Genomic DNA, 26,408 nt, shown 5'->3' on the forward strand with positions numbered 1-26,408 from the left:
TAACCCACCGTCTAAAGCCAGTGGGATTGCGGTAGCCCTATTTCAAGTATAGTATACTCAAATAAGTGCCTAATGCCAACACACTGTCATTATATAAGATGCATATGAAAATTTTCACCTGTCCCTACTGCTTCTCAATTCTTCGCATATAGTCTGCTTGATTGTTTTATCATCCAACGGCTTTGCAAGATGTGCGTTCATTCCTGCTTCCATACACCTTTCGACATCTTCCCTGAATGCATTTGCAGTCATAGCAATGATAGGGATTGTTTTTGCATCTTGCCGTTCCAGGTCTCTTATTGTTCTTGCAGCAGTAAGACCATCCATCACCGGCATCATAATATCCATTAAAATAACATCGTATGTTCCCGGTTCGGAAGCTTCAAAATGCTGAACAGCTTCTAACCCATTGTTCACTGTTTCTACTTTAGCTCCATTTTCCGTCAGCATAAATTCTGCTATTTCCGCATTCAGCTCATTATCTTCAACCAATAATATCCGGACACCTGATATATCTGCATTGAAATCTTCTTTTTCTTCCGGTTGTGCATTCGTATCAATTTCAAATGGAAGTACTACAGTAAAACAGCTTCCTTCACCCAGCTTACTTTCAACTGTTATGGTTCCACCCATCTTTTCTACAAGTTGTTTCACAATAGGCATTCCAAGACCTGTCCCATTATAATCAGAACGTGGGGAATTATCTGCCTGTACAAATGGAGTAAACAATTCATTTTTTATAAATTCTTCTGACATTCCAATTCCATTATCTTTTATTTTAAATTCACATGTCATGTGATCTTCTAATCTTTCAATCGTTCTCATACTCATGTAAATAAAACCATTCACCTTATTGTACTTCATACTGTTTGTAAACAGATTCATCAATATTTTTTTCAGATGAACTGCATTGCTCCAAACATATATACCACTGTAATCATCATGTTCTCCTATAACATGAAGTCCTTTTTCTTCTGCCTGAAAAGATAGTGACTCCGTGATTTCCTGACATACCTGATCCAGATTGATGGATTCATCACCAAAAACCACTGTATCTGATTCTAACTTTGCCATATCTAAAACATCATTTATCAATGATAGTAGCAGTTTCGATGACTCATGTATTTTATTCATGCAATCCTTTGCCCGCTCAGCATCATTTCCGCTTTTCTCAAGAATCGTAAGCATGCCCATAATACCATTGATCGGTGTTCTGATATCATGAGACATGTTATTTAAAAAGGAAGTCTTAGCCTTATTGGCACTCTGTGCTTCTACAAGTGCATTTTGTAATTCCTGCTGTTTTTCTTCAAGCTCCTGATTCAGCTTCAATGCCTGCTCAGCAGATTTCTTGGATCTTTCCTCCGCACGTTTCGACTTCTTCAAAGAACGAAGAATGATACACAGGACAACAAAAATAGAGATTCCAACTATGAGTGAGACAGCCAGTAAATTGTCCTGAATAAAATCCTTCGCTGTAACTTTTCGTAAGGAAGCATTATACGAAACTACTGCACCTGAAAATTGAGTTGTAGGCATAGATGTCAGTGTTTTATTCAGAATGGACAAAAGAACCGGTTCTCCCTGCTGAATAGCAAATGGAACATCAGCTTCTTTTGTCAGAAAAGCACTAAGAAGCTTATTATTTTTCAAATAGTCTGAAACAGTACTTGAATTGCTTACAATACAATCCGTCTCCCCTTTCTGCATTGCTTTTACTGCTGCATCTGATGTCTTATATTCCACAACCTTCCATTGCGGATAATTGTATGAAAGATATGCTTTCAATACAAAATTATCTTTTTCAACGGCAACTGTATTCTCTTTATTTTCATCAAAAGAATCCTTTGCCGTAATTGCTGCCATATTGAGAGTCAATAGCGTATCCGACAAAGCAAATCCATTTGTTTCTGCAAAGTATGGATTCTGGTTTGCATGAAAAATCAGGTCTATTTTTCCATCCTGCAATGCCTGAAGCAGTTCACTTCTTGTATTATATCCATTTAATTCAAATTCCAGAGTCTGACCTTGCAGACAATTTTGGGCAAGATCCACATAATTTGTGATAACACCTGTCAATTTGCCTGTTGATGGATCTACACTGCTGATACCTCCATCCTGATTCAGATACCCTATCCGGATTGCTCCATGCTGCCCGATCCACTCCCTTTCTTCTTTTGAAAGAAAGGATCTGCTCTGTGCAGAAAGATAACGCCTATAGAGATCATCTGTGTAAAATGGGTTGTCATCCTTGATTCTGCGCATAGCACTATCCAGTGCTTCTTTGATATCAGGACGTTTGGGATTTATAGCGAAATAGATTTCTGTCTCTCCAATACTTGTAAGCGGTGAAATATCCGATTCTTCCCAACGGGATTCTTCTACCGAAACGAAGCAGTCAATTTCATGTTTCGACAGTTTGTCCATAATTTCTGTGGTTGTAGAAACATTGATATGCTTCGTATGCAGACCATATTTTGATTCCCATTCATTAAGCACATCCTCCACTATATTATCTTTAGACACACCAATATTTTTTCCCTCAAAAGAATCCAAATTTCCTGCTGTAAGATCCATATTGGATGCATCCGTATAGATGTAGTATTTCTCTTCCCCCATAGGCATATCGGAAAAAAGCATATTTTCAGCACGTTCGTCTGTATAGGAAATGTCACCAAGAATATCAATCTCTCCATTTTCCAACTGTGTAAAGCAGTTTTTCCAATCACTTGTTATGTATTTATATGTCCATCCTGCATAACCTGCAATATCTTGAAGATACTCATAACCATAGCCGCTTCTTTCTCCCTTTTCATTGACTACATTATAAGTTTCCTCAAAAGATCCTACCCGGATAACATTGTTAGAGTTTTCTTTGGCAAATGTAGGAACGGATAAAACAATAAAACATATAATTGTGCAAAATATAAAGTAACAAAATTTGAATTTTCTTATATTCTGTACTAATTTGCACTTCTTCATCTTTCTCCCACCCTCCAGACTACAGTCGCTTGCTTGCTTCCTGATTTTAATTTTACATTCATTAATGTTCAATACCCCCACAACATTTTTATAAATATCTTTGCGACAGCTTCTGCTGTACTTTAACTATAATTATACTCTACAGCCAACTTGTGTCAATTTACCAACAGAGTAATTACATTCTTTTACTCTTTATTATATAATTCAATTGTATGTTCACAAATCGTTTTTTTCACTTTTTCAATATCCAAAGGTTTAGCTAAATGTGCGTTCATTCCTGCATCTAAACATCTTTATACATCTTCTGCAAAAGCATTGGCGGTCATTGCAATAATCGGAATTATTCCTGCATCTGGTCGATTTAATGCCCGGATTGCTTTAGTCGCTGTCAATCCATCCATTACCGGCATCATAATATCCATAAGTATTGCATCAAATGTACCCACCGGATTATTATTAAATAATTCGACAGCCTGCTGTCCATCATTAACCATTGTAATTATTGCACCTTCATCTTCTAAAAGTATTTCTGCAACCTCGGCATTCAACTCATTATCCTCTACTAACATGAGATTTAAACCGTGAATGCTATTCTCTTTATCCGCCTCTTCTTTCTTAGATTTTTCTGGTGCAGCTCCCATCTCAAAAGGCAATTCAACTACAAAAATGGATCCCTTTCCCACTTCGCTGGTAACAGAAATCGTGCCTCCCATTTTATCAATCATTTTTTTCACAATAGCCATGCCAAGTCCGGTTCCATGATAATTGCTCCGGGCATCAGCTCTTTCTTGTGCAAACGGTTCAAAAATATGTTTCAGAAATTCTTTGCTCATGCCAATTCCTGTATCAGAAATTATCCATCGATAGGTAATTACATTATCCTTTTCTTCTATACATTCCTGTTTTGTCGAAATTTTCCCACCAAAATTTGTAAATTTAATGCTGTTTCCATATATATTCAAAAATATTTGTCGCAAATACAGTGGATTCGTTATAACGTACGGATGTACCCAAATACTGTCTTCTGAAAAATCCACTGAAATTCCCTTATCCAGAGCACTTCCATCTATGATAGCTTTCATATCATAGAAAACATCAGGTAAACAGACTAATTCTGATGATAATTCTTCCCTGCCATCCTCCAATTTACTCATTTGTAGGACATCATTAATCAGAGATAACAGATGGTTTGCTGCCTTTTCCATTTCTTTGTAATTTTCACGTACAAGTTCCTCATCATCACTGTGTGCCATATTGATCTTTAGCAGACCCATGATTCCATTGAGTGGTGTGCGAATGTCATGACTCATATTAAGAAGAAATGTGGATTTTGCCTGATTCGCAGTGTCTGCTGCAATTAATGCTTTATGCAGCTCATCCTGCTGCTCAAGCTCTTTCTTCTTTTGTTTTTTCTCTGATTCAAGTTTGGCAATCTTATGCTCTGCCTGTCTATTTGCTTCTTGTAAATTTCCGATAAGAATAATATTGGAAATAACTCCCAACACAATCACGCACAGCTTGTCACGATTAATCGGCGTATAAAAGATCCAACTGTGATCTGTGGAAAAAAAGAATGCTGAATATAAAACAGCAATAACACCACTTATTATCCCTGCCAATATACTTCCTTTTAGCTTTATAATTTTATTCATGAAATTATTTTTTCTCATCTATAATATCTCCCACTGATGCAACATACTTCTTATTTCGATATATCCAAAAATAATATCACCAATCAAGAGAGATATCCGACAATTCCTATATATCCATCTTTCTTTAAAGGAGACCATAAGGTATGCAGTTTCAGATCATACATCTGCCTTTTATTTTCCACCTTTGCCATTAACTGCAATGAGATTTCTGTATTCTGTATTGATGTCTGGTCCAGTAACGCTCTGATATGTTGAATATCTTCACTGCTTACTTCGAACAGTTTGAATATATCAAACTTCGGATCATCTCTCTGACACAGTATCTGCCGGTTTCCGTTAATTATAATCAGCCGACCTGAAATTGCATTATACTCAATGGAAATTTTGCCACTGTCCATTTTAAAAAACTCTATCTTTTCCTGCATAAGCTTAATGACACGCTGCGAATAATTTTTACGGGGTAAAGACTTTTCCTTTAGTATTTCGTCAGAGAGCCTCTGTGCTTCATAATACTGTTTATTATCATCCGTTTCATTCGTATACATCTTGGAAAACTGAAGGCTTAGTTCTTTCAGGCACTTAAGAAGAACCGGATTGAACTGCCCGCATTGCCCGTCCAGAATCATCTTGATTGCGGTATCATGCTCAAATGCTTTCTTATAACATCGTTCACTGGTAAGAGCATCATAAACATCCACAATAGACACCACCTGTGCAGAAATTGGTATTTCTTCACCTTTCAGACCATCCGGATAACCCTTTCCATCCCATCTTTCATGATGCCATCTGCAGATTTCCCATGCGGTATGTACCAGTGGATGATCTTGTAAAAAATGCATATCCCAGATCATGGATGCTCCAATCTCGCTATGAGTTTTCATATTTTTAAATTCTTCATCGGTCAGTCTTCCGGGTTTATTCAGTATTTCTTCCGGAATGCGTATTTTACCAATATCATGAAGCGAAGAAGCGGTTGTGATTATAGCAATATCGGTCTCCGTCAGATGATAAGCATCCGTTGTTTTTAACAGTTGTCTCAGCATCATTTCCGTCGCAGTACGGATATGTAAAATATGTTCGCTGCTCTCACTGTTGCGTGACCCTAATACATTGCTCAGAATCCTGAGCATAATATTATTGTTTTCTTCTTTTTCATAAACCTGATCAACAACCACATTGATCAAACGCTTTTGGTTCGCATAAAGTTCTAGGGTATTCTGGACTCTTTTCTTTATAATAACAGAATCAAAAGGTCGTGTAATATAATCTGTAATTCCCATTTCATATGCTTTACGCATAGTCTCAACAGATTCTTCCGAAGATATCATAATTACAGGAGTTTCTTCAATGCATTGGCTTAGTTTCATCCATTTCAGGACTTCAAATCCATCCATCTGTGGCATGTTGATGTCTAAAAGCATCAGATCGATTCCCGGATTCTCTTCCATAATCTGGACTGCCTGATTTCCATTTTCAGCTTCCAGATAATCATAGGTTTCTCCAAGAAATTCTTTCAATATATCCCTGTTGAACTTTGCATCATCGACAATCAGTATTTTTGTCTTTTATTCATATTTTCTGTTTCCTTTATATTTCTTGCATAACTGTTTATTTTTATACATATAAGTATCTGCATCATCCAATAACATCTGCATTGTACACGACATATCATCGGAGGATAATGCCCATCCGCATGCATAGTCGATTGGTATTTGATTTTCATAACTATTTAATCTATCTTTTTCTCTGTACAAGGATTTCAATATTTCCTTAATTTCCGCCTCACTTGTATGATGAATGACTGCTATAAACTCATCTCCGCCATATCTTCCAACAAAATCCTTTTCTGGAATAACACTGAGCAAAAGCTTTAAGCAATTCATTATTAATTAATCTCCTGCGGAATGTCCCATTGTATCATGTACAGTTTTTAGATTATTTAAATCAAACATTATGCATGCTGTAGAATCTGTAATTATATCTTTTTTATTAAGAAGCTCATTACAGGCATTTTTATTTGGCAGCCCAGTATGGGCATCTACGAATGCTTTCTGTTCCAGCAGTCTGTTTTGCATTGCCATCTGCATTGCCTTTAAAGTCTGCATAATAACCAATATCACCAGAATCAACATATCAAGTGCCGACAAAAGCTCTATGGTACGAATCTTTATAGCGATCTTTTCTGAATAACTTTCTGCGGCATAGACAGTTTCATCTGCCATCGTAAAATATATTTCACTCATATTAACAATGTCTGTATTTTCGTATCCCTTGTTTCTTACTGCTTCAATTTCTATTTTCAATTTATCCCGAATCTCAAATAATATTCATTTCAATAACTATCTTATTCATTTACTTTCTCCCTATATTAGGAACAAATACTTTTAATAGTCATTTTCATCTTTTCAATATCCAAAGGTTTCGCCAAATGAGCGTTCATACCCACGGCAATGCACTTTTCAGCATCTTCCTTGAATGCATTTGCTGTCATAGCTATAATCGGTACTGTTTTTGCATCTGAACGTTCTAATTCCCTGATTTTTCTCGTAGCTGTATATCCATCCATAACAGGCATCATCAGATCCATCAAAATTACATCAAATGTTCCTGCCGGTTTCTCTTTAAATAGTTCCAATGCCTGCTGTCCATTCTCCGCTCTGGTAATTAACGCTCCGACATCTTCGAGAACTGTCTTTGCTATTTCCGCATTCAGCTCATTATCTTCTACAAGGAGAATTCTTTTCCCTTTTATTGTATGAATTGCAGATGACTCTATGGTATCCTCACTTCCATATACCTCTTCTTTCAATGCTATGTCAAAAGAAAGATCTATCGTAAATTTTGTTCCAATACCCTGTCTGCTTTCTACCTGAATACTTCCACCCATCAGCTCTATCATAGATTTGATAATAGGAAGTCCCAACCCGGTTCCCGGCACTTTGTTTTCTGTGGTACTATGTTCTCTGGAAAATTCTTCATAGATATGTGGAAGATATTCTTCACTCATACCAATGCCCGTATCTTCACATGAAAAAATATAGCGTATCTTTGAAGGATTCTCTGATACCGCCTCATGTACTTCTACATAGATTGAATGTCCCTCCGGGGTATACTTTATAGCATTACTGATAATATTCAGCATGATTTCCTGTAACTTTGTCTGATCACAGACAACATAATGATGTCTTACATCTAAAACAGCATGATACTGCAGGTTCTTCTTTCTGACATCCTCTTCAAACACTGTATTTACTCTGTGAAATAATGCATCCATATCTTCAGCTTTTAACTGCAATACCGCAGTACCACTTTCAATCCGGGCCATCTCCAGAACCTGATTGATGATTCTCAGCAAAAGATTACTGGAAGACTGTATCTTTTCCAGATATTCTTTTGCCTTTCTTTCATTTTGCAGATTCTTCTCCAACAAACCGGAAAAACCTACAATCGCATTCATCGGAGTCCGGATATCATGACTCATGTTAAATAAAAATCTTGTTTTTGCCTCATTAGCATTTTTCGCCTGCTCAGCAGATTTTTCCAGTTCTGCTTCATATTGTCTTTCCCTGTGTTTTTTACTGGATATTAAATAAAATACTGTAGCAATCAATAATGAAAATATACAAGAAATGACAATACACATAATCTGGTAAAAACGTGGAATCCATCCCCTTGAATGTATAATGTCAAAATACCATGTGTTATTTGGCACTGTACATTCTACTGTCAGAATATTATCCGACATATTATCCTGGCTCTCTGCTAAAATAATCTTGTCGCTGCTGCCTCTGTCATATGTCCAAATTCTGTAACAGAAATCTGCATCGCTTAAATAATCAAGATTTATCTCTTCAATGAAACGATCCCAGTCAATCACCAGAATCACAAAGCCCCAGAACTCATCCTGTTCTGAATTATTGTCCTGATAAACCGGATTAAAAAGCAATGCTCCTGTTCCTCCCTGCTTTAACTGGTATGGTCCTCCAAGCGTATATTTCCCACTATCCCTTGCCAGAATTGCATCCTTTTTTTGTTCATGTTCCCGCAGCACATCCAGTCCAAAAGCCCCCTCATTTCCCTGTTTCGGATAAATGTCTGTAACAATCCCTTCAGGTGCCAGTTCAAATGCCTTTATTACTCCATCTTCATTAGGAATCTTTTCTGCCAGTTCAGAAAATGTATTCTCATCCAGATTCTCTCCTGCACTGATATAATTTCCCAAAAGAGCAGAGAGCATGCTATACTGATCCAGTCTTGCCCTGACTCTTTTCTCAGTAATCTGCGCCATATATTTTCCTGTTGTCTTTTCATCCTTTTCCAAATTATGAAGCAGAAAAACGCCAACAATCAATGCTGTCAGAAAAGCAATCAATCCAACAATATAGCAACGTACTTTTATTTTTTTATATAGTTCGCTGTCCTTTTTCATTCTGCTATCCCTCTGTTATTCTCTTCTCGGTCACTGACATATCTGCTTACCAGCACAGAATTTTCGGATTGTATCCATCAGTTCCTGTACATTTAAAGGTTTTGACAGGTGCGCATCCATCCCTGCCTCCATCGTCTTTCTTTTATCTTCAGCAAAAGCATTGGCTATTATGGCAATGATTGGAATCATTTCTGCATCTTTCTTTCCACTGCCACGAATCGCCCTGGCTGCCTGATATCCGTCCATCACAGGCATCATGATATCCATTAGAACCGCATCGTAATATCCTTCCGGCATTTTTAGGAAACATTCCACTGCCTGCTGTCCATCTTCCGCCTCTGTGACGGAAATTCCCTCATCTTTCAGAAGGAATGCCGCAATTTCATGAACCTCTGCTAATCATTATGAACATACCTTAAAATCGTTTTTATAACTTCCTCAATCACAATCGGCTTTGACAAATGTGCATTCATTCCTGCATCCAGTGATGCCTGAACATCTTCCCCAAATGAATTGGCTGTCATTGCTATAATAGGAATGTTTTTTCCATCCGGTCTGTCATTCATCGCCCTGATTGCTTTTGCCGCTTCATAACCGTTCATTTCAGGCATCATGATATCCATCAGGATTACATCAAATGTACCTTCCGGATGATTTCTGAAAATCTCAACAGCATTCTTTCCATCTACAGCTCTTTCTACATTCATTCCAAACTCTTCCAGCTGCACGGTCGCAATTTCTGCATTCAGCTCATTATCCTCTGCAAGAAGGACTTTCACACCTGCAAGATTTACCTTTTCAGAAAAACCTGTGTCTGACTTATTACATTCCTTATCTGTAATTTCCAGAGGAATATCCATAGTAAAAGTGGTTCCCTCATGCTTTTTACTCTGCACGGAAATGGTTCCACCCATCATATCTACATACTTCTTTACGATAGCCATCCCCAGTCCAGATCCATGGTACTGCGTTCTCACATCGGAATCTTCCTGTGCAAATTTCTCAAAAACTTCTTTTGTAAATTCCTCACTCATGCCAATACCAGTATCCGAAATGCGGTAATGCATATTTATATATCCATCCACGCCCTTTTCCTGACACCGGGCTTCAAATGTAATCGTCCCTCCATCCGGAGTGAACTTCACGGCATTGCTCAGAATATTAACCAGCACATCTCGCAGACGTACAGGATCCGCAAGTACATTTGGGATCTTTGCTTCTTCACGCTGGATCTTAAAGCTGATATCCCTGTTCGTAAGAAAGCCTTTTGTAATATCCAGTGCAGAATCTGTGATACTTTTCAAATCTGCCGGTACCGGATTGTATTTCACTTTTCCACTTTCCACGCGAGTCAGATCTAATACATCATTGATCAGCGACAGTAAATACTCTGAACTTTCATCAATCTTTTCCAGACAATTTTTCACTTCGTCTGACGGATTATTTTTCATTGCAATACCGGTAAATCCCATGATTGCATTCATCGGTGTTCTCATATCATGGGACATATGTGACAGAAATGCTGTTTTTGCCTTGTTTGCAGCTTGCGCATGCTCTGCCAGTTCCGCCATTTCCTCAGCCTTCTCCTGGGCTGCCTTCTGAGCTTTTTTTCTTGCACTGAGACGCATTACTATCACAGCCATAATAGTCAGCAGCCATCCGAAAATAAGAAGAACCCAAACAGTAGCAACAGGATGCAGACGGATCCAGTCAACAAATGTCAGCTCTGCTGCTTTGTATGTGGTATACCGTGCTGCTAGATCTTCGACAAGATTTTGGGGCATGGCATACATTGCTTTCGTCAGAATACCAGCCAGCGCATGGTTCTCTGTTGACGAAACTACCATGCGGTAGGTGAATGTAGGCTGTTCCAGCAGCGTATATGTCATGGTGCCCGAAGTGTCACTATTCACAAACGCCTGTGCCATGTAATAGTAGACGAAGGCAGCATCGGCTTTACCCTTACGGACAGCTTCCATCATTTCCTGCCGGGTACTGCACATCAGCTTTTCTGCACCGGGTGCCATTGCATCTGCAATTGAATTTGATGCTGTCTGGTCAACCGTAGCAACAACATTGATTTTTCCATCAAAGTCTCGGCGTGTCACCTTTGCCAGCTGCATCGTAATGTACGGTGCAGTAAGTGCCCATTCTTTCGTCTCAGCATAGTTATCTGTTTCCAGGCGTGCATCGATACTCATATCTGTGGCTTCCTTATTTTTCTGATAAGCAATATACTCATCTCTGGTGGCAGGTGTAAGAAACTCATAGGAAATCCCGGCATAGTCTGCAATTTTCCGGAAGTAATCCGGGATAATCCCCTTCATCTCACCATTTTCATTATAAGAATATGGATAACGGGTCGGATCACACAGAACACGAATTGGGTTGTCCTTGGAATATTGTGCAATAATACTTTTTTCTTGCTCCGTATATTCCAGATTCTTAGTTTCTATGCTTTCATAATTTTTATTGTAAAGCGTCGTTTTCCAGTCACCCTCAACCGCATTCATCTGATCGATCGCATAATTGATCTCATTCAGCAATTCTGTATTGCCCTTTTTAACAATGACATAGAAATCGCTGCTGCCAAATTTATCCACGATTCGCTCATTGTTTGTTTTTCTCAGAGAACTGGTAACAATCGCATCAACTTTTTCGCTCTGAAGGACTTCATCCATTTCTGTGGTCGTATCAAAATAAGATGGAACATATGTAAATCCTTTGTCGTCTGCAAAATCCGCAAACTCTTCATTCCGGGTGTTTCCGTTCAAAAGCGCCACACGCATACCGTTGTAAGTGCTGTAATTGCCGTCCACAATCGTGCTGTTGTCACTGCGGACGGTCAGCATCCCATAATTGGTTCCGATCGAACGTGAAAAGTCAAACTTTTCTTCTCTGTCCGGTGTTTTGCGGGCAGATGTTACCATGTCAATCTCGCCATCTTCAAGCATCTGCTGCATATCATCCCAGCTCTGATCGTATCCGACATATTCGTAATCTACATCCCAATAACGAGCCATCAACCGAAGGAAATCATAGCCATAACCGCTACGGTTCCCCTCTTCATCCATCATATGGTATCCATCCATGGCAAAGAAACCGACTTTGACAGTTTCATGCTGCGAACTGTCCTCGGCTGCATATGCAGTCTGGGGAGAAAATATCATACACACGCATACAAAAACCAGTAACACTGCCACATATTTCTTTGCTCTCGAAATCATATTAAATCTCCTGTCTGTCTGTCTGTCTGTCTGTCTGTCTGTCTGTCTGTCTGTCTGTCTGTCTGTCTGTCTGTCTGTCTGTCTGTCAAATATATTTCTCTATACATCTCTTTGTCAACCTTCTGATTTAATAAAATTACACTACTGTATCAAAACCATTTGTCACTGTTCAATGCCCTGCGGTTCGGTGCCCCCCGCCGGATTTTATGCTTCTGATCGTCTTCTCCAGTACCGTCATCTCAACCGGTTTTGAAACATGTGCATTCATACCGGCTGCCAGAGAATGCTGGATATCCTCTGAAAATGCATTGGCGGTCATGGCAATGATCGGAATCTTCTTTGCCAGTTCATGGGAGCTTCTGCGGATTGCCTTTGTTGCCTCATAACCATTCATAACAGGCATCTGCACATCCATCAGGATCATGTCATAATCCCCCGGAGCAGACTGTTCAAATGCTTTCAAAACCTCTTCACCATTTTCACAGATGGTACATTCTGCACCTTCAATCTTTAACAGTTCCGTCAGGATCTCAGCATTCAGCTCATTATCCTCTGCACACAGGAACCTCATTCCCTGCAGAATATTACCATCCTGCTCATCTGTTTCTTCTTGTGCCGCCAGAGCAACTGTTCTATCCTCTGCAATTCTCAGCTCTATGAGAACCTCAAAACAACTTCCCTGTCCCAGTTCACTCTCCACATCAATGGTACCTCCCATTGCTTCAACCAGATTTCTGGTAATAGCCATTCCAAGACCGGTTCCCTGGATCTTTTTCGTCACAGAACTTTCGGCACGGGTAAAAGCATCAAAGATTTTATCTTTGAAATCTGCTGACATTCCTATTCCATTATCCCTGACTAAGAAACGGTACTTTGCATAGACGGATGAATTTGTTTCACATTCTTCTACCAGAAACTGAATTTCTCCACCTTTCTGCGTGTACTTCACTGCATTAGAAAGCAGGTTGCTGAAAATCTGCATCAGATGAAGCTGATCCCCGTTCACCCACTCATGTCGGATATTTTTCTTTGTTGTAAGAGTCTGTTTCTTTTCATCTATCTGTGAATGAAATAGATTATTGATTTCCTGTATAAAATTCAGAATAGAGAAATCATCGTATTTAAAAACTGTTTTTCCTGCATCATGTCTTATTAATGACGTCATACCAATAACTGCATTCATAGGAGTACGTATATCATGTGACATATTAAACAGAAAATTAGATTTTTCAACACTGGCTGTTTTCGCCTGCTCCAATGCTTTCTGCAGTTTTTTATTTAATTCCACTACTGTGTTTTCCGATTCCTGTATCCTGTGCAGTAACATAATCATAAAAACAAATCCAGTTAAAAGCAAAACAATCAGTAAACCGTAGCCACATAGTCTATATAACTTTTCATTGCTATTCCATCCGTTTTCAGGCATCACTTCCAGAACCCATTGACTGTCACCTAATTCAAAAGTATATGTGACAGGATCAATCATTTCCACACCTGAGCCATACACTTCTTCGTATGTTTCATCCCACGGTGCAATACTTTTAGACAACTTATATTCATAGCTAAAATCGGTAAGTGACTTTATAGAATCAGCGAATATATCCGGTACACGAATAATTACAATTGTAAATCCCCAAAATGTCCTTTCGCCATTTTTCTGCTCCACATACACCGGATTTCTTACAGCAATCCCCGTTCCACCCTGTTTCAAAGAAAATGGTCCCTGCATGGTTATCACATCATTGTCTCTGGCATAACAAGATATCTTTCCTCGTTCTTTATCATGAATAAGATCTATCTTTCCAGTCTCATTTCCGGCTTCCGGATAAATCTCAGTCACTACGCCGTCTGGTGCAATCTGAATACTCTGGATATAATCTGCCATCATATTCTCCGCAACTTTCGAGAACATGGAAATTTTTCCGTTTTCACTAATAACAATCTGTTCAAAAGTATTTGTAATATCAATTCCCCTCACGATATCAGCCTTCATATGATCTGCATACGTTACTGCGTTTAATTCAGCTCTTGACCTTATGAAATCCCTTTGACTGCTATCCGCACGAATGCCTATATTCACCAGAACAACCAAACCGATCATCAATACAAATACCGGAATCCATAACTCTTTTTTTATCCTAAATGTATTTTTTCGTTCCTGTGCTGACTTAATTTTCTTCCACATAACCGATTTCCTTTACACCTGCGTTTTTATCTGCTTCATTTTTATATTTTAGCAGCCACCAATTATTGCCTGCCTGTTTTAGTTTCTTTTTAATCTCCAAAAATGAAAAAAGCATTGTCATTGCAGACAATGCATCTTTAACGTGGCAACTGGCTACCATTTTACAGGCCCTATAGCTTTGCGTCGCAGACTTTCATCTGTTTTGCCGTTTTTCTTATTATAGCTTTTAAACATATGAAAAAATACTGATTTTATTATACTCTAATGCTCGACTATGTACAAGAAAAACATTACCGTTTTAACGCCTAAAAGCAAAAAAAGAACAGCCGATACATATACTCGAACTGTTCTTCTACTTCTGAAGTCCACGCAGCATTGACATCACTGTTTCCTGCTCATTTGTACTCAGATCGTTCCATATCTTTAAAACTTCTTTCTGCTCTTCTGTCAGATTCTCTGAATTACCTTCCTGAAAAAACTGTGATAATGTCACGCCTAATGCTGTACATATTTTTTCAAGTGTGATCAGCGACGGCAAGTTTTCCTGCGCCATGATTCTTGCCAGTGACGACTGGGAAATTCCCGACAGCTGCGATAATCTATATTTACTGATATCACGCTTTTCACACAAAGATGTTATTTTATCCGCAATATACTTCTCTATCTGCAAGTAACTATACCTCATTTCCGCTATTACATGTTCTTATTGTACCTGTAATAATAAAAAAATATTAGTATTCAACTTTGCAATTATTTAATCCCATAATAGGAAGTATGAGCATAAAAAAATATAAAGATATTTTCGTTTCCGCAAAAGTTATTTTCGCTTATATGTTTTTATAATATCATAGGTTGTTTCATTTGTCACATGAAAATTTGAAGCACTATCATTCAAAACAAAAAAGCCGGAAGCCACGTTATCATCCGTGACCTCCGACTCATTGTGCTTATACTACACTGTCCCTTCACCCAAATCAGCTCCTCTCTCCGGCTTATCTTTATACTTTTGGTACTCTTCATTGCCTTTTCCTTTCTGATAGCTGATCCAGCTTTCATCTGTCAATTTCATTCTGCATCTTTAACTGACTGATGATACCACCGTTTCCGGTACCAATCTCTATCTTACCTTGAAAATGGTGCAGCATCTTATCGCCCTTCAGCCTTTCCATCAATATACCTGCACGAACAGACAGGTCGCATTCTTCGTCTACAATATCCTTCAAGTAAGAAACATAGTAATGAATATTACCGCTTTGTAAATCCAGCATTACTTACTGTCATCACAATCACGATATCTAAATCCTGCGGATACATCAGACTGTGGATCGGCATCAACGATTAACACTTTCATCTTGAGTACAAATGGCAAGCCCGTTCTCAAGAAATCCTACAGCGTCTTGCAGGACGATTTCTTCCGGTATATGCGCGACGCCGGGTATGATGATGTGGAGCGCGGCGAACGCGGCAGCTCGGAGGAACACCTGACGATGACGCAATTCAAGATGCAGCAGGAGCAGGCGCGGTTGAAATCGATCGAGGATAAGATTGATAAGAAGAAGCAAGTGCTGAAAAAAATACAACGAGAGGATCAGGGAGCTTGCCAAGCAAGGAGGGCGTCGCTTCTCGCGGGCTGATCGGAGATTTGAAGAATAAAGTGGAAACGCTCAAGCGCGATGTCAGCGTATGGAAACGCAAATATGAAAAGCTGCAAGAGCAGACAAAGGACTTCAAGTCGGCACTCAAACGAGCTCCCGCAAGGTCAAAGAGTTCATACAATTCATGCTCCACACCGCGCCAGAGAAACAAGAGCAGTCCAAAAACCGTGATATGCCGCGTTGCAAGAAGTGTGACATAGAACTGTGAGCAACTACGGTGTAGAGCCGTAAAAATACGAAAATAGCCAACAGGAGCGCGTCGTACGAACTGGGCGTTGTCCGGCGTGCTCCTGTTTGAAAATCTCCATTTTTCCAAAGTCAAGAGCCGGAGAGAACACCCGAAAAATACCCCTATTGCGTAACAGAGGCGCTGATCTATATTCGCACACACAACACCGACCTCAAGAACAGGCTGACCGCCTATGCCGCAGCGCACCCCGACGAGTGCCGCCAGACTGACGCAGACCCGGACACGGGTTACATGGAGTTTGAAATTCGCAAGGGGCGGTTCTCCTTTCGGCCGACCGCCCCATACAGCGCAGAACGCCGCTGGGCGGCAAGCGAAGCAGCGAAAAAACAAATAAAAGGGTTTTAAAGCTTCGTTGATTGTTGCGTTGGCAACCCCACCGCAATGGTAGTGCCCTTCTCCGAACTTTTCTCTACCCAAACGGAGCCGCCGTGGAGGTCGGCGATCTCCCATACCAGCGAGAGCCCCAGTCCTGCGCCACCGTATTCCCGGCTGCGAGACTTGTCCACCCGGAAGAAGGGCTGGAAGATACTGCGCTGATACACCTCCGGGATGCCGCAGCCGGTGTCGGAGACGCGGAGCAGGAGCTTTTCCAGCTCCTGAGTTACAGAAACCTGCACCGAGCCGCCCGGCCGGTTGTACTTGACAGCATTCTCCGTCAGATTGAAGATCAGCCGGTAGATCAGTGCATCGCTGCCAGTCATAATTCCGTCACCCTCCGCCTCCAGCGTAATGCCGTTTTTCTCCGCCAGCGGGGCGAGGTCCGTGAAGATCTCCTCGATCATGGGGGCGAGCTGGATTTGCTCGTTCCGCGCCACCTGCCGCAGATTGCTCATTTCCAGCAGCGTTCTGGTCATTTGGGTCAGCCGCTCCGTCTGCTCCCGCTGAAGGGTAAGAAACTCCACCGTCTCTGGCCGCACATCGGGATGCTCCGCGGAAAACAGCTCCAGCTGCGCCTGCATCAGCGCCAGCGGCGTGCGCAGCTCGTGGGCAGCGTTGCCGGTGAACTGCCGTTGGGCGGCAAAAGCGTTGTTCAGCCGCTCCAGCATCTGGTTGAACGAGCGGCTCAGCTGCCGGAACTCCGAAATAGCGTCCTCATCGATCCTCATATCGGCAAGATTGTTCAGCTGCACCTGCTCCACCTGCGAGGTAAAGCTGCGCAGGGGCTTGAGAGCGCGTCCGCTGACGAAATAGGCGAGGATGCCGCTGAGTAGCGTTACCGCCGTCGTGATGTACCAGTTGGTGGTGCGGAAGCGCCCCTGCACCCCATCGACGACGATGATCAACTCCTCGTTGGGCGCTATGAGCTGCGGGTCAAAGCTCACCGCTCCGCCATCATTCAGGATCACCGTGCCGCCGCCTTGTAAACTGTCCGCAATGGTGTCCATATAGTACACACCGGAGGAGCACAGCAGCAAATTCATGGCCACGCAGGTGATGCCGATGAGCAGAGCGGACATCAGCGTGATGCGCCACTGCAGGGAAAACCGCTTCATTCCTCCTCGCCTCCCATCAGATAACCCTCGCCGATGCGGTTGCGGATGGGGTCATAGCCCAGCACGGCGCGGAGCTTTTTGCGCAGGGCGGAGATGTGGACGCGAATGGAATTGCTGAAGCTGTCCACGCTATTGTCCCAAACGTGATCCATCAGCTCCTCCTGACTTACTGGCCTTCCTTGATGCACCATCAGGTATTCCAGGATTCCCGTTTCCTTCCGAGTGAGCGTCAGTGTCTGCCCGTTGACGGTGGCGATACGAGAGCGGCTGTCAAAGGTCAGGCCTCCGCAGCTTAGCAGCACATCCTGCTGGGTGAACTGCCGCAACGTCAGGCTGCGGATGCGGGCCTCCAGCTCCGCCAAGTGGAAGGGCTTCGTCAGATAGTCGTTCGCACCGGCATCCAGCCCTTGCACCTTGTCCTCCACTTCGCTGCGGGCGGAGAGGATCAGCACCCGCGTCTCCCGGTCGGTCTGCCGCAGGGTGCGCAGCACCGTCATGCCGTCCTTTTTCGGCAGATTCAGATCAAGAAGCACCAGATCGTATCGTTCCACGCCCAGAAGCGCCAGCGCCTTTTCGCCGTCATAGCAGTAGTCCACGCTGTAGGCCAGCCGCCGCAGGCTGCGAACGATGGTCTCGCACAGGGCGCGTTCATCTTCAATTACTAAAAGGTGCATGAGAGCCCTCCTTTTTATTTCTTCGTTTTTGTGTTTCTTTCATTATAGCAAAAAAAGATAAGGTTTGCGTTAAGTTTTCGTTCTTAACAGAGACTTTAACTCTCCCGCGCTATGATGGGGGCAGAAAATCGGAAAGGGTGATGAAAAATGAGCTATGGGAAAAAGGCCACGGCGCAGATCGTGCTGCTAATGGCCGGAGCTGCCATGCTGTGCTTTGGTATCTGGCGTGGCGAGGCGGCGACAGTGCTGAGCAAAGCAATCAAATTATGTCTGGAGTGTGTGGGCATTGGGTAAAAAGTTTTCAGGCGTTTCACAGACTATGTCCCGCTTCCGGGGCTGGATTCAGGCGGGGGCGACGCTACTGACCAACCTGCATCTGCCGAACTTTCTCAAGGGCGGACTGTATCAGGGGACGGGGAAAACCGTCTGCGTGCCGGGGCTGAACTGCTACTCCTGTCCGGCGGCGTCTGGGGCCTGCCCCATCGGGGCGTTTCAGGCGGTGGTGGGGTCTTCCAAGTTCAGCTTCTCCTACTATATCACAGGCTTCCTCATTCTGCTGAGCATGCTGCTAGGGCGCTTTATCTGCGGCTTTCTATGCCCCTTCGGCTGGTTTCAGGAGCTGCTGTATAAAATCCCCACTAAGAAGCTTTCCACAAAGAGGCTGAAGCCGCTGACATACCTGAAATACGCTGTCCTGCTAGTGATGGTTTTCCTGCTACCGGCGTTCCTTGTAAACGATGTTGGCATGGGAGACCCGTTCTTCTGCAAATACCTCTGCCCCCAAGGCGTGCTGGAGGGAGCCATCCCGCTGTCCCTTGCCAATTCCGGCATCCGGACGGCGCTGGGCAAGCTGTTTATATGGAAATTCAGCATCCTGCTATCGGTGATTGCGCTGAGCGCACTGTTCTACCGACCGTTCTGCAAGTGGCTCTGCCCGCTTGGCGCGTTCTACGCGCTGTTCAACCGGGTGTCCCTCTTCCAGATGAAGGTGGATAAAAGTAAGTGCGTCTCCTGCAGAAAATGCGCCAGAGCCTGCAAGATGGATGTGGATGTGACGAAAACGCCCAACCATACCGAGTGCATTCGCTGCGGAATGTGCATCCGCGCCTGTCCGACGAAAGCCGTGTGCTTCCGCTACGGCTTCGGCAACGGGAAAGAAACAACAAAGAAAACAACGATGGAGGAATCAAAATGAACAGGAAGAGAATTTTTGCACTGGCTTTTGCCGTGCTGATGGTGCTGGCCTTGGCGGCCTGCGGCACGAAGAACAATGACAAGATGGGCGACATGAGCGGCAACGGCTCCGCCATGACTGGCGAGCCGAAAAACGCCGAGGAGGCGCTCGCCCTGCACAAGGAGCTGCTAGAGCAGGAGAACGCGATCCTGTCGGAAAATACCGAGCTGTGGGAAAATGTCTTTATGGAGGCTGAGAAGGGCATGGCCATGATCGAGGACGGGAAAAACTACGGAGACTTCCTGCTGGATACCGTCGAGGCCGCTAAAGAGCAGTTCACCAACAAGGAGTATGAGTGGCTGAAGGAGTCAGCCACGGAGATCAGCAATATTGAAAACAGGCTGACCGAGTTGGAAGAGAAGTATCCCGAGCTCATGCAGAAATCCATGGACGGCGATATGAGCATGCCCGCGGGCAGCGACACGAACAACCCTCCCGACGACGGCAGTATGCAGAAGTTCCCCGCCTTTGAAGGGAAAGATCTGGACGGCAACACGGTGAAGAGCAACGAGCTGTTCTCCACCAACGCCGTCACCGTGGTGAATTTCTGGTTCACCACCTGCAATCCCTGCGTAGGCGAGCTTTCCGAGCTGGATGCACTGAACAAGGAACTGGCGGAGAAGGGCGGCTCCCTCATCGGCGTCAACACCTTCACGCTGGACGGCGACGAAACAGCAATTTCCGAGGCGAAGGATGTGCTTGCCAAGAAGGGCGCCACCTATCAGAATGTGTATTTTGACTCCGACAGTGAGGCGGGAAAGTTTGCCACCAGCATCTTTGCCTATCCCACCACCTATGTGGTCGATCGCAGCGGCAATATCGTGGGTGAACCCATCGTAGGCGCCATCACGGAAAAGAAGCAGGCGGAGACGCTGCAAAAACTCATCGACCAGGCTCTTGCCGCCGATATGGGCTGACAAACGAATTTATCTTCTCAGAAAGGAGGATACACCATGTATCGGAGAGTATTGCCGCTTCTGCTCACCGCGGTACTGCTGCTGAGCGGCTGCGCCGCCGGGCAGAAAAATATGCCGCAGAAAGCGGATGAGAAGGAAATGACCGGACAGCCCTCTGATATGTCCGGTGAAGGAAGCATGTATATGGATACCACGGAAAATGTCATATATCTGGCGGGCGGCTGCTTCTGGGGCATGGAACAGCTGATGCAGTCCATCCCCGGCGTCATCGATGCCGAGAGCGGCTATGCCAACGGCACCTGCGAGGCGGACGCCGATTACAAGACCGTCTGCAAAGGGAACACCGGCTTCCGGGAGACCGTGCGGGTGGAGTATGACCCCGAGCAGGTGAGTCTCGACGCCCTGCTACTGGCCTACTTCTATGTGATCGACCCCACGGTGGAGAACCGGCAGGGCAACGACCGGGGCAGCCAGTATCAGACCGGTGTCTATTACACCAACGGAAGCGCGAAGGAAACGGTGGAGCGCATCGCGGAGATCGAGCGGGGACGCAGTGAAAAGTTCTTCGTGGAGATTGGCCCACTCAAGAACTACTACCCCGCCGAGGAGTACCACCAGAACTACCTCGAAAAGAACCCGAACGGCTACTGCCACATCCCGCGCGCGGAGATGGAGCTGTTTTCCCGGCTGCGCATCGATCCGGGCGACTATCAGAAGCCCGCGGCGGAATCCATCCGGGACAAGCTGACGGCGGAGCAATACCGTGTTACACAGGAGAGCGGCACGGAGCGCGCTTTCACAGGCGAGTTCTGGGATAAGTTTGAAAAGGGCATCTATGTGGATGTCGTCACAGGCGAGCCGCTCTTTTCCTCCACGGATAAGTACGAGAGCGGCTGCGGCTGGCCGGCTTTCACAAAGCCCATTGAAGAGCCTGCCGTGGTGGAACTGGAGGACCTGAGCCACGGCATGCGCCGCATAGAGGTCAGAAGCCGTGCCGGAGATTCTCACCTTGGTCATGTGTTCACCTGCGATCCGGAGTCCCCCAATGGCGTGCGCTACTGCATCAACAGTGCAGCCCTGCGCTTTGTTCCTTACGCAAAGATGAAAGCAGAGGGTTACGGATATCTTCTGTATCTGTTCGAGGAATGATCAAGTTGTTGCGAACGGTTAGTATGTATAAAATAGCTGGCTACAAAACGGCTACAAAATTCGTAAGAAACCTATGTACAGCCCGAAATACGTGGATTATTTGGACAAAATGCGTATCGAGAGTACATTTTATAACCCTAAATCAAAGCCAAAGACTTGAAGTATAGATAAAAAAAATTTAGAACCACTCATACTGTGGTCAAAAGACCTTCCGGCTGAGTGTTACAAGCGCCGCAAATAAGCGGCGCATCCAAAGAGCCTGCTCCACGCAAGCCCGGTCTCATCGTCTCTCGCTGCAGCTATCATGAATGGAAAGTATGTAAACGCGGTTCCACTTTACCGTCTGGAACAGAAGTTCATCCGGAAAGCCAGAAATAGTCCGCTTCGTTCCTGATCATAAAGCAGATCCAGGCAATCTACCGGGAGGAAGGAAAACTCAAAGAACTTTCATCAAAAGAAAGGCTTGTTCAGCGTCAGGTGGTTGTAAAACCACTGGTAGATGCTTTGTTGTGTACCTGAAACAACACGAAAGTGAAGTCGGTACGGAAAAACTGAGGGAAGCTTTCACTTATGCATTGCATCAGGAAAAATACCTCTGGGTTTTTCTGACCGACGAGGATGTTCCGATGGACAACAATGCATCAGAGCGTGCGATCCGCGGATTCTGTGTCGGCATGAAAAACTGGCAGATGATCGATACCATCAATGGTGCACAATCATCCGCTATCATTTACAGCATTGCAGAAACAGCAAAAGCGAACAATTTAAAGCCACATGAGTACTTTGAATATCTTCTGACAGAGATTCCGAAACACATGGGTGACACAGACCGATCCTTTTTAGATAATCAGGTCCCATGGTCAGAAATGCTGCCAGAGAGTATTCGAAAACCAAAGAAGATCAATTAAGCCAAGCCGCAAATGTGGCTTTTGACTGGTTCAGTACTTGCTATGGAGCGTTTACGTTTCAAAAATCTCTCGGAGTCTTACTTGCTTAATTTATGGCTGTGTTATAAACTGACTTTCGTTATATTATCACACAATAACATAGTAAAAACCCTGTTAGTTTTCCAACAGAGCCCTATCGATTATATTTAAGAAGATTCTCTACTCTGAGCTGAGCGCAAATTATATTTCTTACATAACTGTTTATTCTTATACATATAAGCATCTGCATCATCCAATAACATCTGCATTGTACACGCCATATCATCAGAGGATAATGCCCATCCGCATGCATAGTCGATTGGTAATTGATTTTCACAACTATTTAATCTCTCTTTTTCTCTGTACAATGATTTTAATATCTCCTTAATTTTTGCCTCACTCGTATGATAAATAACTGCTATAAACTCATCTCCGCCATATCTTCCAACAAAATCCTTTTCTGGAATAACACTGCGCAAAAGCTTTGCGAAATTCAATATCAACTGATCTCCTGCGGAATGTCCCATTGTATCATTTACAGTTTTTAGATTATTTAAATCAAACATTATGCATGCTGTAGAATCTGTAATTACATCTTTTTTATTAAGTAGCTCATTACAGGCATTTTTATTTGGCAGTCCAGTATAGGCATCTATGAATGCTTTTTGTTCCAGCAGTCTGTTTTGCATTGCCATATGCATTGCCTTTAGAGTCTGCATAATAACCAATATCACCAAACTCAACATATCAAGTGCCGACAAAAGCTCTATGGTACGAATCTTTACAGCGATTTTTTCTGAATAACTTTCTGCTGCAGAGACAGTTTTATCTGCCATCGTAAAATATATTTCACTCATATTAACAATGTCTGTATTTTCGTATCCCTTGTTTCTTACTGCTTCAATTTCTGTTTTCAATTTATCCCAGTAATCACTCTGGATTTGCAATTTTTTCTGATACTCTTCGTCATTGAGTTTTACCAGATCATAATGTCCATCCTGATATCTCAATCCAAGAAGAATATCATCCAAATATTTAATTAATTCGTCATTTTGGTTTCCTGTAATTTCTAATTTTATTTCGCGCTGTGTAGCTCCACGTACCAGACCGGCATAATTTATTACGCGTGCTGTTCCCTGCAGCCTACTAATCTGAATCATCATAAAAATAATAAGAACTACCAATATCAATATAAGGAAACTCTGTATAATACCTATTATATTTTTACTTTTCTTGTTTGTCTGCATTTTACGATTTATCCCGAACCTTAAATAATATTCATTTCAATAACTATGCTATTCATCTACTTTCTCGTAAACGCATCATAGCAAGTACCTTGCCAACCAAAAGCCGCTTTCGCGGCTTCGCTTAATTGCTCTTCTTCGGTTTTCGGATGTTCTCTGGTAGTTTTTCCGACCACGGAAACAGATCATCTAAGAAAGATCGGTCTGTATCATCCATGTGCTTTGGAATCTCTGTCAGAAGATATTCAAAGTACTCGTATGGTTTTAAGTTATTCGCTTTTGCTGTTTCTGCGATGCTGTAAATGATAGCGGATGATTTCGCACCATTAATCGTGTCTATCATCTGCCAGTTCTTCTTGCCGACACAGAATCCACGGATTGCGCGCTCGGATGCATTGTTGTCCATTGGAACATCTCCAGCGGTCAGGAAAACCCGAAGGTATTTTTCCTGATTCAATGCATAAGTGAAAGCTTCCCTCAGTTTTTCTGTACCAACTTCACTTTCGTGTTGTTTCAGGTACACAAACAAAGCATCTACCAGTGGTTTTACAACCACCTGACGCTGAACAAGTCTTTCTTTTGATGAAAGTTCCCTGAGTTTCCCTTCCTCCCGGTAGATTGCCTGGATCTGCTTTATAATCAGGAATGAGGCGGATTCTTTCTGGCTTTCTTTTGGAACCACGGCTAGTGCTTCATCAAAACGCCTGCGGGCATGGACCCAGCAGCCGGCAATGATCAGATCTTCACGTTCTTTTTCCAACGTGTGGTAAACCTGATAGCCATCCGTCACGCAGATCCCGGAATAATCCTTTAGGAATTCTCTTGGATGGGACGCATTTCTAGTCCGCTGGTATTCATACAGAATGATCTGCTTTTCCGGATACATATGACCGGAACAGTATACCCACATGTAGCTCTTAGAACCAGCACTACGAGCATCCCGGTTTACAAGAACCGGCGTCTCATCTGCCTGAATGACATGGTAGCCGTAAAGAAGCGTATGCAGATGGTCATAAAGAACCGAAAGGTATTCTTCACCTAACCGGATCATCCAGTTCGCCATGTTCTGTCTGGTTATGGCAAGGCCATATCGGATAAATTCCTGCTCCAGACGGTAAAGCGGGACAGCATTTACATACTTTCCATTCATGATGGCTGCAGCAAGAGACGCTGAAACCGGACTTCCATGGAGCAGGCTCTTCGGATGCTTTGCTTTTACCATGTGTCCATCCGCTTTGCTTGCATATACGCCGACATGGTGCTCATCTACTTCAACTTTTGCCGGAATGAACCGATACCGGCGTGCAATGGCATCTGGAAGTTGTTTCCAGCCGTTTTCGCCGAATTCAGCTGTTAATTCTTCTTCGGTCATGTAGTGATCAATCCGGTTTGTGGAAAGTTCAGACATATCCTGAGCCTTTTTGCCTTTTGATTTTTTCTTACGTTCTGGTGCTGCTTCCAGAGTTTCAGGTTCTGGAGCGTCCAGATCGCAAACAGCTTCTGCTTCATTAAAAAACACAAGGGTTCCATCCACTTCGATAAAACGCATCTGCTGGGTATCCTCCATTTTTTCAGAGGAACGTCCAAAACGGTTTTTATTAGCCAGAATCAGCTGCTCCATCATTGCCTGCATCTTAGTATCAAGGGAATGCAGATCGGCACTGACCTTTTCTAACTGCTCCTGCTGGTTCAGAAACATATGGATCAGCATAGACTTGTCAACGCTATTTAATTGTTCTTCTGTGTACTTGATCACCATGGCAGGAACTCCTTTTCTTAATGAGTCCATTGTACCAGATTTACGCAGTTTCTGCCACCTGGCGGCTGTTTTCCTTTCGTCATTATGACGGTGGATAACAGTACAGAACACCTGGGATATTTTTCTGAAATTCCAGATGCTCTGTACTGCTATCCACAAATCCGGTATGTTTTTCTCTGAAAAATTATGCTGCTCGATTTTTGAGAACCGGATGCTGTGGATAAATGCAGTAAAATAAAAATATTGCTTTTTTGACAGAAAAACATGGAAAAATTTTTCTCTATAATGCACAAACATTACATCAGTCTCTTGGGATTGTTGTTTGGCCGGATGGGATGCTTCGGTATAATCTCCAGGCCCTGCATTAACATTGCGTACTGCTCGGATGATATTTCCAGAGCTTCTTCTGCAGAACGCGGCCAGCTGAATGCACCATTATCTAATCTCTTGTAGAGAAGCAGAAAACCATCACCTTCCCAGAGAAGACCTTTGATACGATTTGTTCTCTTACCACAGAACAAAAAGAGCGTATTTTTATCGTAAGGGTCAAGTTGAAAACGGAATCGGATCATCGTTGCCAAACCATCTATACCCCTGCGCAGGTCCGTATAGCCAGCTGCAAGATAGATCTT

At 43.1% G+C, this 26,408-nt stretch carries 19 protein-coding genes, 3 pseudogenes and 1 riboswitch; of the genes and pseudogenes, 7 read left to right on the top strand and 15 right to left on the bottom strand.

All coding sequences use genetic code 11. The features are described from left to right. Positions 1–114: 114 nt before the first annotated feature. The 10 genes and pseudogenes from DWY84_RS14770 to DWY84_RS14815 form a co-directional block, all read right to left on the bottom strand. Positions 115–2,982, bottom strand: a complete 2,868-nt coding sequence (locus DWY84_RS14770; RefSeq protein ID WP_118534113.1) for a transporter substrate-binding domain-containing protein — start codon at positions 2,980–2,982, stop codon at positions 115–117. Between the two features lie 293 nt (positions 2,983–3,275). Continuing rightward, positions 3,276–4,652 (bottom strand): ATP-binding protein, encoded by a 1,377-nt coding sequence (locus DWY84_RS14775; RefSeq protein WP_243024878.1) that lies wholly within the window; start codon positions 4,650–4,652, stop codon positions 3,276–3,278. 65 nt (positions 4,653–4,717) lie between these two features. Further along, positions 4,718–6,190: an HD domain-containing phosphohydrolase gene (locus tag DWY84_RS14780; RefSeq protein WP_118534114.1), complete on the bottom strand. Its 1,473-nt coding sequence runs from the start codon at positions 6,188–6,190 to the stop codon at positions 4,718–4,720. A 9-nt stretch (positions 6,191–6,199) separates the two neighbouring features. Then, positions 6,200–6,877 (bottom strand): annotated as a pseudogene (locus DWY84_RS14785) (GGDEF domain-containing protein). Between the two features lie 125 nt (positions 6,878–7,002). After that, a complete protein-coding gene (locus DWY84_RS14790; RefSeq protein WP_118534115.1) occupies positions 7,003–9,063 on the bottom strand; it encodes an ATP-binding protein in 2,061 nt (686 codons plus the stop codon). Positions 9,064–9,093: 30 nt separating this feature from the next. After that, entirely contained in the window at positions 9,094–9,444 is a 351-nt protein-coding gene (locus tag DWY84_RS14795; RefSeq protein ID WP_118534116.1) for a response regulator, read from the bottom strand. A gap of 14 nt (positions 9,445–9,458) precedes the next feature. Further along, the gene (locus tag DWY84_RS14800; protein ID WP_118534117.1) at positions 9,459–12,290 is read right to left on the bottom strand and encodes a transporter substrate-binding domain-containing protein; all 2,832 of its coding nucleotides are present in this window, start codon (positions 12,288–12,290) and stop codon (positions 9,459–9,461) included. A gap of 169 nt (positions 12,291–12,459) precedes the next feature. Next, positions 12,460–14,475, bottom strand: a complete 2,016-nt coding sequence (locus tag DWY84_RS14810; RefSeq protein ID WP_118534118.1) for an ATP-binding protein — start codon at positions 14,473–14,475, stop codon at positions 12,460–12,462. Then, positions 14,459–14,635, bottom strand: a complete 177-nt coding sequence (locus tag DWY84_RS17480) for a hypothetical protein (protein ID WP_182434965.1) — start codon at positions 14,633–14,635, stop codon at positions 14,459–14,461. Before DWY84_RS17480 ends, DWY84_RS14810 begins: the two co-directional genes overlap by 17 nt. After that, a riboswitch (cyclic di-GMP riboswitch) is annotated at positions 14,617–14,692 on the bottom strand. Its footprint overlaps the gene before it by 19 nt. Before the next feature lie 135 nt (positions 14,693–14,827). Next, the gene (locus DWY84_RS14815) at positions 14,828–15,145 is read right to left on the bottom strand and encodes a helix-turn-helix transcriptional regulator (protein WP_243024880.1); all 318 of its coding nucleotides are present in this window, start codon (positions 15,143–15,145) and stop codon (positions 14,828–14,830) included. Between the two features lie 679 nt (positions 15,146–15,824). Here DWY84_RS14815 and DWY84_RS14825 point away from each other — a divergent pair. After that, positions 15,825–16,046, top strand: a pseudogene (locus DWY84_RS14825) (recombinase); the annotation flags it as partial. 454 nt (positions 16,047–16,500) lie between these two features. Then, positions 16,501–16,725: pseudogene (locus tag DWY84_RS17845) on the top strand (hypothetical protein); the annotation flags it as partial. On the opposite strand, the gene DWY84_RS14835 reads toward DWY84_RS17845, so the two are convergent. Together DWY84_RS14835 and DWY84_RS14840 are read right to left on the bottom strand one after the other, a co-directional pair. Continuing rightward, positions 16,722–17,873 carry an ATP-binding protein gene (locus DWY84_RS14835; RefSeq protein ID WP_118534120.1) on the bottom strand — a complete coding sequence of 384 codons (1,152 nt, stop codon included), beginning with the start codon at positions 17,871–17,873 and terminating at the stop codon, positions 16,722–16,724. The pseudogene DWY84_RS17845 and the gene DWY84_RS14835 sit on opposite strands and share 4 nt — an antisense overlap. Beyond that, positions 17,870–18,547 carry a response regulator transcription factor gene (locus tag DWY84_RS14840; protein ID WP_118534121.1) on the bottom strand — a complete coding sequence of 226 codons (678 nt, stop codon included), beginning with the start codon at positions 18,545–18,547 and terminating at the stop codon, positions 17,870–17,872. Before DWY84_RS14840 ends, DWY84_RS14835 begins: the two co-directional genes overlap by 4 nt. A gap of 147 nt (positions 18,548–18,694) precedes the next feature. On the opposite strand from DWY84_RS14840, the gene DWY84_RS17485 reads away from it, so the two are divergent. The 5 genes from DWY84_RS17485 (at position 18,695) to DWY84_RS14860 (ending at position 22,755) form a co-directional block, all read left to right on the top strand. Then, a complete protein-coding gene (locus tag DWY84_RS17485; protein ID WP_182434966.1) occupies positions 18,695–18,841 on the top strand; it encodes a CD1871A family CXXC motif-containing protein in 147 nt (48 codons plus the stop codon). Positions 18,842–18,866: 25 nt separating this feature from the next. Beyond that, the gene (locus DWY84_RS14845; RefSeq protein WP_182434967.1) at positions 18,867–19,742 is read left to right on the top strand and encodes a 4Fe-4S binding protein; all 876 of its coding nucleotides are present in this window, start codon (positions 18,867–18,869) and stop codon (positions 19,740–19,742) included. Continuing rightward, positions 19,739–20,698 (top strand): TlpA disulfide reductase family protein, encoded by a 960-nt coding sequence (locus DWY84_RS14850; protein ID WP_118534123.1) that lies wholly within the window; start codon positions 19,739–19,741, stop codon positions 20,696–20,698. Before DWY84_RS14845 ends, DWY84_RS14850 begins: the two co-directional genes overlap by 4 nt. A gap of 36 nt (positions 20,699–20,734) precedes the next feature. After that, positions 20,735–21,847 (top strand): peptide-methionine (R)-S-oxide reductase MsrB, encoded by a 1,113-nt coding sequence (gene msrB, locus DWY84_RS14855; protein WP_118534124.1) that lies wholly within the window; start codon positions 20,735–20,737, stop codon positions 21,845–21,847. 509 nt (positions 21,848–22,356) lie between these two features. After that, positions 22,357–22,755 (top strand): transposase, encoded by a 399-nt coding sequence (locus DWY84_RS14860; protein ID WP_347560815.1) that lies wholly within the window; start codon positions 22,357–22,359, stop codon positions 22,753–22,755. Positions 22,756–22,940: 185 nt separating this feature from the next. On the opposite strand, the gene DWY84_RS14865 is transcribed toward DWY84_RS14860, so the two are convergent. The 3 genes from DWY84_RS14865 to tnpB all read right to left on the bottom strand — a co-directional run. Beyond that, positions 22,941–24,020, bottom strand: a complete 1,080-nt coding sequence (locus tag DWY84_RS14865) for a GGDEF domain-containing protein (protein WP_118534125.1) — start codon at positions 24,018–24,020, stop codon at positions 22,941–22,943. Positions 24,021–24,141: 121 nt separating this feature from the next. Further along, on the bottom strand, positions 24,142–25,776 hold the full coding sequence (locus DWY84_RS14870; protein ID WP_118534126.1) for an IS66 family transposase: 1,635 nt from the start codon (positions 25,774–25,776) through the stop codon (positions 24,142–24,144). A 296-nt stretch (positions 25,777–26,072) separates the two neighbouring features. Beyond that, positions 26,073–26,408 (bottom strand): IS66 family insertion sequence element accessory protein TnpB (gene tnpB / locus DWY84_RS14875; RefSeq protein ID WP_147354306.1); only part of this gene is annotated, 336 nt, incomplete at its 5' end.

The organism is Clostridium sp. AF27-2AA (assembly GCF_003478505.1).
GTDB lineage: Bacteria > Bacillota > Clostridia > Lachnospirales > Lachnospiraceae > Brotaphodocola.